The organism is Nostoc sp. CHAB 5715 (genome assembly GCF_020829685.1).
GTDB lineage: Bacteria > Cyanobacteriota > Cyanobacteriia > Cyanobacteriales > Nostocaceae > Nostoc.
Genome location: NZ_JAIVFR010000227.1, coordinates 1 through 8,559, shown reverse-complemented (window position 1 = coordinate 8,559; position 8,559 = coordinate 1). Strand labels below are relative to the sequence as shown.

Below are 8,559 nucleotides of genomic sequence, written 5' to 3'. Positions count from 1 at the left end.
ATTCCTTGTTCTGCGGGGCCAACGTACTCTTTAGGTACTGAACCACCGGCAATTTTGGAGACGAATTCAAAGCCCGTACCGGGTTCTCCAGGCTCCAAATTGATCACAACGTGACCGTATTGACCTTTACCACCACTTTGGCGGATGAATTTGCCCTCAACTTTGTTCACAGCTTTCCGAATTGTTTCTCGGTAAGCTACTTGTGGCGCACCTACATTCGCTTCCACCTTGAATTCTCGTAACATCCGGTCTACTAAAATTTCTAGGTGTAGCTCTCCCATTCCCGCAATCACGGTTTGGTTGGTTTCGGGATCGACGCGGACACGGAAGGTGGGGTCTTCTTCTGAGAGAGATTGCAGAGCCTTGGACAGCTTGTCCATATCGTTCTTGGTTTTGGGTTCAACCGCCACCGAGATCACAGGCTCAGGAATGAATAGGGATTCCAGAATTACTGGCGATCCATCATCACAGAGCGTGTCACCTGTCAAGGTGTCTTTCAATCCCAAAGCTGCTCCTAAATCACCCGCTCGCAGTTCATCGACATCTTGCCGATCATCTGCCTTCATCAGAACTAACCGGGAAATCCGTTCTTTTTTATTCTTACTAGCGTTGAGAACGTAGCTGCCCTTTTTCAGGACGCCAGAATAAACGCGAACAAATGTTAGGCGACCATAAGGGTCAGCCATAATCTTAAATGCCAGAGCCGCTAGGGGTTCGTTGTCATCAGCTTGCCGTTCAACAGTATCGCCATTGGGCAGTAAGCCTTGAATTGCTGGTACTTCACTTGGCGCTGGCAGGTAATCTACAACTGCATCCAGCATTAACTGCACGCCTTTGTTTTTGAATGCTGAACCACAAAGTACTGGTACAATTGTTCCCGCAATTGTGCCTTTACGCAGGGCAGTCCGAACTTCCTCTTCTGTAAGTTCTTCGCCCTCGAAGTACTTATTCATCAGAGCATCATCGGTTTCTGCCGCAGCTTCTATGAGCTTGGTGCGGTATTCGTCTACCTGCGCTTGCAATGCTTCCGGGATATCGGTTTCCTGGATATCAGTACCTTGGTCATTGGCGTAAATATACGCACGTTGCCTTACTAGGTCAACGATCCCTTGGAAGTCATTTTCGCTACCAATTGGTAGTTGAATGGCGATCGCATTTGCCCGTAGGCGATCGCGGATTTGCTCGTGAACTTTATAAAAGTTCGCTCCGGTGCGATCCATCTTGTTGATAAAGGCTATCCGAGGAACTTTGTAGCGTTCTGCTTGCCGCCACACTGTCTCAGACTGCGGTTGCACGCCGCCCACAGAGCAAAATACTGCGATTACACCATCCAACACGCGCATGGAACGCTCAACTTCAATTGTGAAGTCTACGTGACCCGGAGTATCGATAATGTTAATTTGATGATCTTTCCAACTGGTACTGATAGCAGCCGCAGTAATGGTAATTCCCCGCTCCCGCTCCTGCTCCATCCAGTCTGTGACGGCAGTTCCTTCATGAACTTCGCCAATTTTATGAATTATCCCAGAGTAAAATAATATTCTCTCTGTTGTTGTTGTTTTGCCCGCATCTATATGCGCCGCAATACCAATGTTGCGTACTTTCTCTAGCGGGATCGTGCGTGCCACAGTTACCTCCTATAGTTTTTGCCTCATGATATCTTGTATATTACTCTTTGTTAAGATTCTATACTTTTACGGAAAACCGTCTTGTTTTTGTAAATCCACGATATACCACTTCTGGAGGGCGATATATCGCTTTTCTACTTAGTAACGATAATGTGCGAATGCTTTGTTAGCTTCCGCCATCCGGTGCGTTTCTTCGCGTTTCCGAATCGCATTGCCGGTTTCGTTGGCAGCATCCATTAATTCATTTGCCAGTTTGCTTGCCATTGTCCGGCCTGGTCTGGAGCGGGAATATTGCACTAACCAACGCAGTGCTAGGGTAGTGCCCCGTTCTGTACGCACTTCCATTGGTACTTGGTAGGTTGCTCCACCAACTCGCCGAGCCTTTACTTCTACTAAAGGCGTGGCATTTCGCACTGCTCTTTCAAAGGTTTCCAAGGCACCAGCACCAGTGCGTTCTTCAATAGTTTTTAATGCATCATAAACAATCCGTGCGGCAAGTGATTTCTTGCCATGACGCATGATCCGCCTAATAATCATGCTCACAAGGCGACTGTTATATACAGAGTCAGACGGAACTGGGCGCCTTTGAATAACACCACGACGAGACATACTTCACCTTTAATTCGGAATTGGCAACGAAATTATATGCTATCAAACACCGGAAACTAAAAGCTGTGGAACTCAACCCTCAGACTTTCTCAATTTTGTTTTCGATTGTTGCAGCAAGGCTGACTTATTGACTGCCAATTTTGGATTAGAGTTTTTGGTAGATGTTCCGACCACAAGGATTGGAAAAAATCAAAAGTCTGTAAGCCTCATCCCCTTGTGGGTTCGACCAATCCAAAACCGCAAATCGCTCGATGGTTTCTGAGGGAAGTCGTTGGCGCAGCCTCTCGTAGAGAAGGACTGAGCCTAGTCGAAGTCTAAAATCTAAAATTCATTGACTTGCTAGCTGCAACGAAATACTCAAGGCGACAACATTCTAAACTTTAATGTCCAGATTAGAATTTTGCTGTGGGTTACAGCGTTCTTCTCTGAACTTCTACACTTGCTCGCTTAGTGTAGATGTAGCTTGCTTGATTTTTTTAACAGACTTGAGCAGCTTTCATAACTACTCTTAGAACACAAACCCCGATCGTTTTTTTGTCCTTGAGCGCTTCTAAGATAGACGATTAATCGTGTTGGATGCGATTAATCGCCTAATCCTATTTTTTCGCTTCTTTCGGACGCTTGGTTCCATACTTGGAACGCCCTTGTTTGCGGTCTTTGACTCCGGCTGTATCTAGGGTGCCACGGATAATGTGGTATCTCACGCCTGGTAGATCCTTAACCCGACCGCCACGAATCATCACAACTGAGTGTTCTTGTAAGTTGTGACCAATACCTGGAATATAAGCTGTGACTTCAAATCCAGAGGTCAGTCTGACTCTTGCTACTTTACGTAGAGCTGAGTTAGGCTTTTTTGGTGTGGTCGTATATACTCTGGTACAAACTCCCCGACGTTGGGGGCATTGTTTTAGAGCCGGGGACTTGGTTTTCTGACGCGCTTGTTCGCGCTCGTTACGTATTAGCTGCTGTATTGTTGGCATGAGTTACAGCGCGTAAAGCTGCTTATATGTCTAAGTTTTAACAAATCCTAATTATATCGTTTTTTAAATGTTTATGTCAATTGTTATTTGTCAATTGTCCTTTGTCATTTGTCATTTGTTTAAAACTAATGACCAATGACCAATGACTAATGACTCATAGAAAATGAATTGCCACAGCCACAGGTTGCGATCGCCTGGGGGTTGTGGAAGCGAAAACCACCACCCATTAAGTCTTCTGAATAATCTACCCTCAACCCGTTGATGTAATTTAAGCTGGCGGCATCTATGACTACTTGAATTTCATCCAAGTTTAAAACCTGGTCGCCGACTTTTATTGCTTCATCAAAGGACATATCATAAAATAACCCGGAACAACCACCTGGTTTTACTGCCAATCGAAACAAGACATTTGGCTGCTGCTTGGACTTGATTCGCCCAATCTCACTCGCGGCTGCTTGACTCAGATGAATCATGGAACTCGTTTTTTACAATTGAAGACCCCATCTTTATTTTACAGATAGATGAGTTAATCCTAGCTTCTTGAAAATTCCAAATTATCAAGCTATGAGCGCGATCGCTATTACTACATTTATAGCACAACATGCTTCAGTCCCCACCTTAACTAGGTAGGGACTTCTGGGGTGCAGTGGTTCCCAAAGCCGATTTGCACAAAAATGTTGTATTCAGTTTTTAGATTAGAGCTTTAATCCTTGGTACGGGCATAGTCATCTTGGTAGCGAATAATATCATCTTCTCCCAAGTATTCGCCATTTTGCACTTCAATTAACACCAAGGGGATCACGCCAGGATTCTCTAAACGATGAGATGTACATTGGGGTACATAGGTTGACTCATTATTGCTCAGTAGTACTTCTCTCTCGCCACAAGTTACCCTAGCTGTACCAGATACGACAATCCAATGTTCACTGCGGTGGTGGTGCATTTGTAGACTGAGGCGGTGTCCGGGCTTAACTTCAATGCGCTTGATTTTGTATCCGCGCCCTTCTTCCAAAACTGTAAAAGCACCCCAAGGACGTAACTCAGTTGCAGCAACGCTTTTGGATGTGATAGTTGAAGGTAGGTGTAGAGTTTCAGTCTGTGTAGTTTCTTGATATCGAGCCATAGTTACCTCATTTGAAGACATAACAAACCGTTGGTACTCTTACTATTGATAAAAAATCTGGCGCTATCTTGCAACGTTAAAAATCAGCAATTTTGTCGCACTTTGATAAAGATAGCAAAATCAAACGTGACAGTGTAAATCATTACTCCTAAAACTCTTGCATCTACATCAAGTCTTCATCAAGCAAAATGCCAGCTTGTTCTAATCTTTAAAAAAGGGAGTGGGGAGTGGGGAGTGGGGAGTGGGGCTGGGAAATGGGGCGTTCGTTGGTAATTAAGTTTTTCCCTATCCCCCATTCCCTACTCCCTACTCCCTGATTATCGTGGTCTCAGGAAAATACCAATTCCATTATGAACACGAGCAGCTGTACTAGGGGAGCGATCAAGTAGTTGTCCTCCTAAGTAAAGACTGGTAGAACTACCTCCGTCCAAATTTAAGGCATCCACACAGCCCATCTGTTGCAGCAATTGGGCATGTTCTGCCAAATTAGGCCCATAACCGCCTGCACGATTATGGACAGCAGTAATCATCAATGTGCCTGTTGCTGTTGTGCAAATACTGCTACGAATAGCCTTTTCGGCAATAAAGGCATTGCTGAATTTTTCGCCTTTGGCATCGAGGACAATTTGACGATTTTGGACTAATAGCGGCCCGGCTCCGATAATGTGGGGATAACGACTAAAATCTGTGGTAACAGTGGCGCTGGAAATGCTTACTGCGCTTCCAATAGGTAGCTGTGAGGCAGCACTAGCAGCGTTGGCGCGTAAGGTTAGTAGGTAGCCATCGTGGGGAATGGGAACGGCCGTCTCACCAACTTTGCCGCCTGGTAACTGTTGAGTAATTTGGTCTTTCTCTACCACTAAAATAATTTCGTTATCCGTCAAAGGCGTATAAGTTGATCCCCAAGCTGGGGTGTAACGAGCAATGCCACTCTGGACGTAGCCGCTATTGAGAAACAGAATTGGTAAGCGCTGGTCATTTGTCGTAATTAAAGTTTCTTCTAAGGTGAGACGACCGAAGTAAAATTGACCTGAATCATTCCAAGCGATCGCACCTCGGTTAAGAATGGGGCCTGATAACCACTGACCATCTCGACGAATCGCACCCAATGGCAATCTGTTATTGCGGTTAAAATAACCACCGTTAATTCCAGCTACTGCTAAGTAACGTTGTGCTGTTTGAATTAAGGGAGCAGTACCCGCAAGCCCATCAAGACTAGCCCACATCGGTTTCAACGTTAGCCCAAATTTACGGGGATTAACTTCTAACCAGACCACAGGGAAGCGTTCTGTGTCTAAGTTGACATAATGCTGTCGCCAGCGCAATCCTGGGGCCCAAGTAATATCTCTTTCTTCTAGAGGATCGGGTCGAATATCGATAATCAGGCGATTGGGGTTATCTACAGTACTAACTTGAGGCGATAGACCAAAAGGAACGCTCAGACTAATTATGGTTTGGTTTTTCACCACCTCCACTTGTTGAATCAGTGGTTCAGGGGTTGGGGTTGGTTGTATTGGTTGTATTGGTTGTATTGGTGATAATTGCTTGAGCAGGTTTGGCAGCAATGTTGGTGGTGCTGCTGGTGGCTGAGGAGTATAGCGTTCTATCAAAACAGGATCAGCTATTCCATCCAGGGTAATTGTCCACTCTCGATTTGGCGGTGTAGTGGGTTTGGGAGTTGGTGTGTCTGGATCAGAAAATGGAGTTTCAATTTTTTTAATAATTGACCCTTGTGCAACTTGCCACGGAGTTGGACGATCTAAATCAACAAGAATCCGAGCCTGTTGCAAAGGAGTAACACTCGCATCTGAAGGTTGCTGGCTCTGAATAATATTTGTAATTTGTGCTTTTGGGGTAGCAATCACCAAAATGTTGCCGTTGGTTCGGATTTCCCATCCAGATATTTGAGCAAAATTGCTAATATCCAGATAGCGATAGGCTCCTAGTAGCTTGGTGGATAAAACCTGTGGCTTTATCACCGATGAAAACCACTGTATTGGTTGCCTCGCTAAGTTACTACTGTTTAAGAAATTTACTCCAATTAATTGCCTAAATGCCCCATCACTCAGATGAGTTGTAATCCGACCAGCTTTTCCAGGTCGCTGGAACCAAGTTCCTGGTAGAGTACGACCATTGAGGGAAATTTGATTACCAGAGGATACTACGCCTGTTAAAGCAGGTGCAGGTGACTGGGAGATCAGCCTGGGTATTGATTGGGCGTTTTTTGGAGGCTCCTGGGCGTTGGTAGCCCAGGTAGTAGTTAAGCATAGTGTTATTAAAAATATTGGTGACATAGTAGCCCGGAAAAATCTGCGATGCCTTCTCTGCGAGACGCTAGGCGAACGGCGGGCTTTGCGATCGCCATTCCCTGATTGGCAATAATTCGGCATTTTTACCATAATTTACTCGGTTTTTTTGAAAAATATCAGCCAAGGTATAAACTAACTAATTATTTGCAAATATAAAAAAAACATGAGTTTATTTTTTCAAAAATATGCTATTCTCTATAGTGGCTATCCATCTCTTTTAAACGCCAATCAATTTATTTAGACGCTAAAGCCATTGCAATCAAGTGTTTTAACTGGCACTAATTCTAACCACACTATACACGGTAGTTTTGATTATCAAAACTGGATTAAGATATTTAATCCTGACTGAATGTTGCTAATTCAGTAAGGTCTAGTTAATAGTAATACATGTGCCAACTGGTAAGCGGCAAAACTCTAGACAACAACGATATTTGGGAATTGTCAAATGGGTATATATTGTAATACGCTGATTTTATTGCTGGATCAGGATAACTAAATAATTACTAATTCGTAATTAAAAGGGTACAGCAGCCCACACTAAATTAAAAATTTAGTGGTTAACAAGACAATGGAGGGTACAACCCCTCACTGATTGCAACTACGAATTAAGGTAGCGTAGCGTAAAGCCAACTCTTAGAGAGGCAACGCCTTCGGCATAGCTTCCTTTAGAGTGAGTTATTGATCGTCACTCACGATCAATTACAAATTATCTTGGCTTTGGCTTTAAAAAATAGTACAGCGTTCAGTTTTAGTTTTGTTTCAGGTGAGCCGAAATAGGCTCTATGAGTAGCTAGCGTGCATCTGGAAAAAGGGGATTGAGAAAATATTTAGCTTCACAATATAAAAAAGAAACTGTCAGGGCAAAAATAATGTCTTGGCGGAGGTAAGTTGTCTAATACCGCATAAATACATAAAAAAAGACGCAAAAATTTTAACACGGGTGAACTAACAAAGTAAAACCGAAGTTAAAATTTTTTTTCCCTAAATTTCGGTGCTTGTATATTTTTCCATCGCTGAATTTAGAAATTTTTTCCCATAACGTAGTGGCAAAATTGGTAACTCAATACTTCAGGAACAGGTATGAATAATAAACCGATGAATCAAGACCAACAAATCACAGCGGATATAAACTCAAGAGATACCTATCAGGGGCAAAAGTGGCTAGTAGAGGAACGAGATGCCTGTGGTGTAGGTTTTATTGCTCATCGCCAAAATCGTACCAGCCACGAAATTGTCGAAAAAGCCTTAGCTGCTTTAACCTGCTTAGAACACCGGGGAGGTTGTAGCGCCGATCAAGATTCTGGTGATGGTGCAGGAGTATTGACAGCTATCCCTTGGGAGTTGTTTCAACAAGACTTTGCCGAAAGTGGAAAGGAATTTCCATCCATCAATAATATAGCTATTGGGATGATCTTTCTACCACAAGACCAACAAGCAGCACAAAAAGCTAGGGCGGCAGTTGAGCAAGTAGCTGCTGAAGAAAAATTCATTGTACTTGGTTGGCGAGTTGTGCCAGTGCAACCTGATTTACTTGGAGTACAAGCAAGAGAAAATCAACCCCAGATTGAACAAGTTTTGTTAGCTTCTGTTGACAAGAGTGGCGATGAATTAGAACGACAGTTGTACATTACCCGCCGCCGAATTAGTAAAGCTGCAACCAACATCTCAGAAGAATTTTATATCTGCTCGTTGTCAAGCCGCACAATTGTCTACAAAGGCATGGTGCGTTCTGCTGTGTTGGGCGACTTTTATGACGATTTAAAAAATCCAGTTTATAAAAGTGCCTTTGCTGTCTATCACCGCCGCTTTAGTACCAACACAATGCCCAAGTGGCCCCTAGCCCAACCAATGCGGCTTTTGGGTCACAACGGCGAAATCAATACTTTGTTGGGTAATATCAACTGGATGAT

Annotated in this window: 6 protein-coding genes and 1 pseudogene; 1 reads left to right on the top strand and 6 read right to left on the bottom strand. The window is 43.7% G+C overall.

What is annotated here, in order from left to right; translation table 11 throughout:
• The 6 genes from fusA to LC574_RS14390 form a co-directional block, all read right to left on the bottom strand.
• The coding region (gene fusA / locus LC574_RS14415) for an elongation factor G (protein ID WP_229454154.1) at positions 1-1,628 on the bottom strand (1,628 nt) is incomplete at its 3' end.
• Positions 1,629-1,766: 138 nt separating this feature from the next.
• On the bottom strand, positions 1,767-2,237 hold the full coding sequence (gene rpsG / locus LC574_RS14410) for a 30S ribosomal protein S7 (protein WP_069070112.1): 471 nt from the start codon (positions 2,235-2,237) through the stop codon (positions 1,767-1,769).
• A 596-nt stretch (positions 2,238-2,833) separates the two neighbouring features.
• Positions 2,834-3,217: a 30S ribosomal protein S12 gene (gene rpsL / locus LC574_RS14405; RefSeq protein WP_012410236.1), complete on the bottom strand. Its 384-nt coding sequence runs from the start codon at positions 3,215-3,217 to the stop codon at positions 2,834-2,836.
• Between the two features lie 146 nt (positions 3,218-3,363).
• Positions 3,364-3,690, bottom strand: coding sequence for an iron-sulfur cluster assembly accessory protein (locus tag LC574_RS14400; protein WP_229454153.1), 327 nt, complete (start codon positions 3,688-3,690; stop codon positions 3,364-3,366).
• A gap of 230 nt (positions 3,691-3,920) precedes the next feature.
• A complete protein-coding gene (locus LC574_RS14395; protein WP_229454156.1) occupies positions 3,921-4,340 on the bottom strand; it encodes a cupin domain-containing protein in 420 nt (139 codons plus the stop codon).
• Between the two features lie 317 nt (positions 4,341-4,657).
• Positions 4,658-6,634 (bottom strand): phosphodiester glycosidase family protein, encoded by a 1,977-nt coding sequence (locus LC574_RS14390; RefSeq protein ID WP_229454155.1) that lies wholly within the window; start codon positions 6,632-6,634, stop codon positions 4,658-4,660.
• A gap of 1,095 nt (positions 6,635-7,729) precedes the next feature.
• Here LC574_RS14390 and LC574_RS14385 point away from each other — a divergent pair.
• Positions 7,730-8,559 (top strand): annotated as a pseudogene (locus LC574_RS14385) (glutamate synthase subunit alpha); the annotation flags it as partial.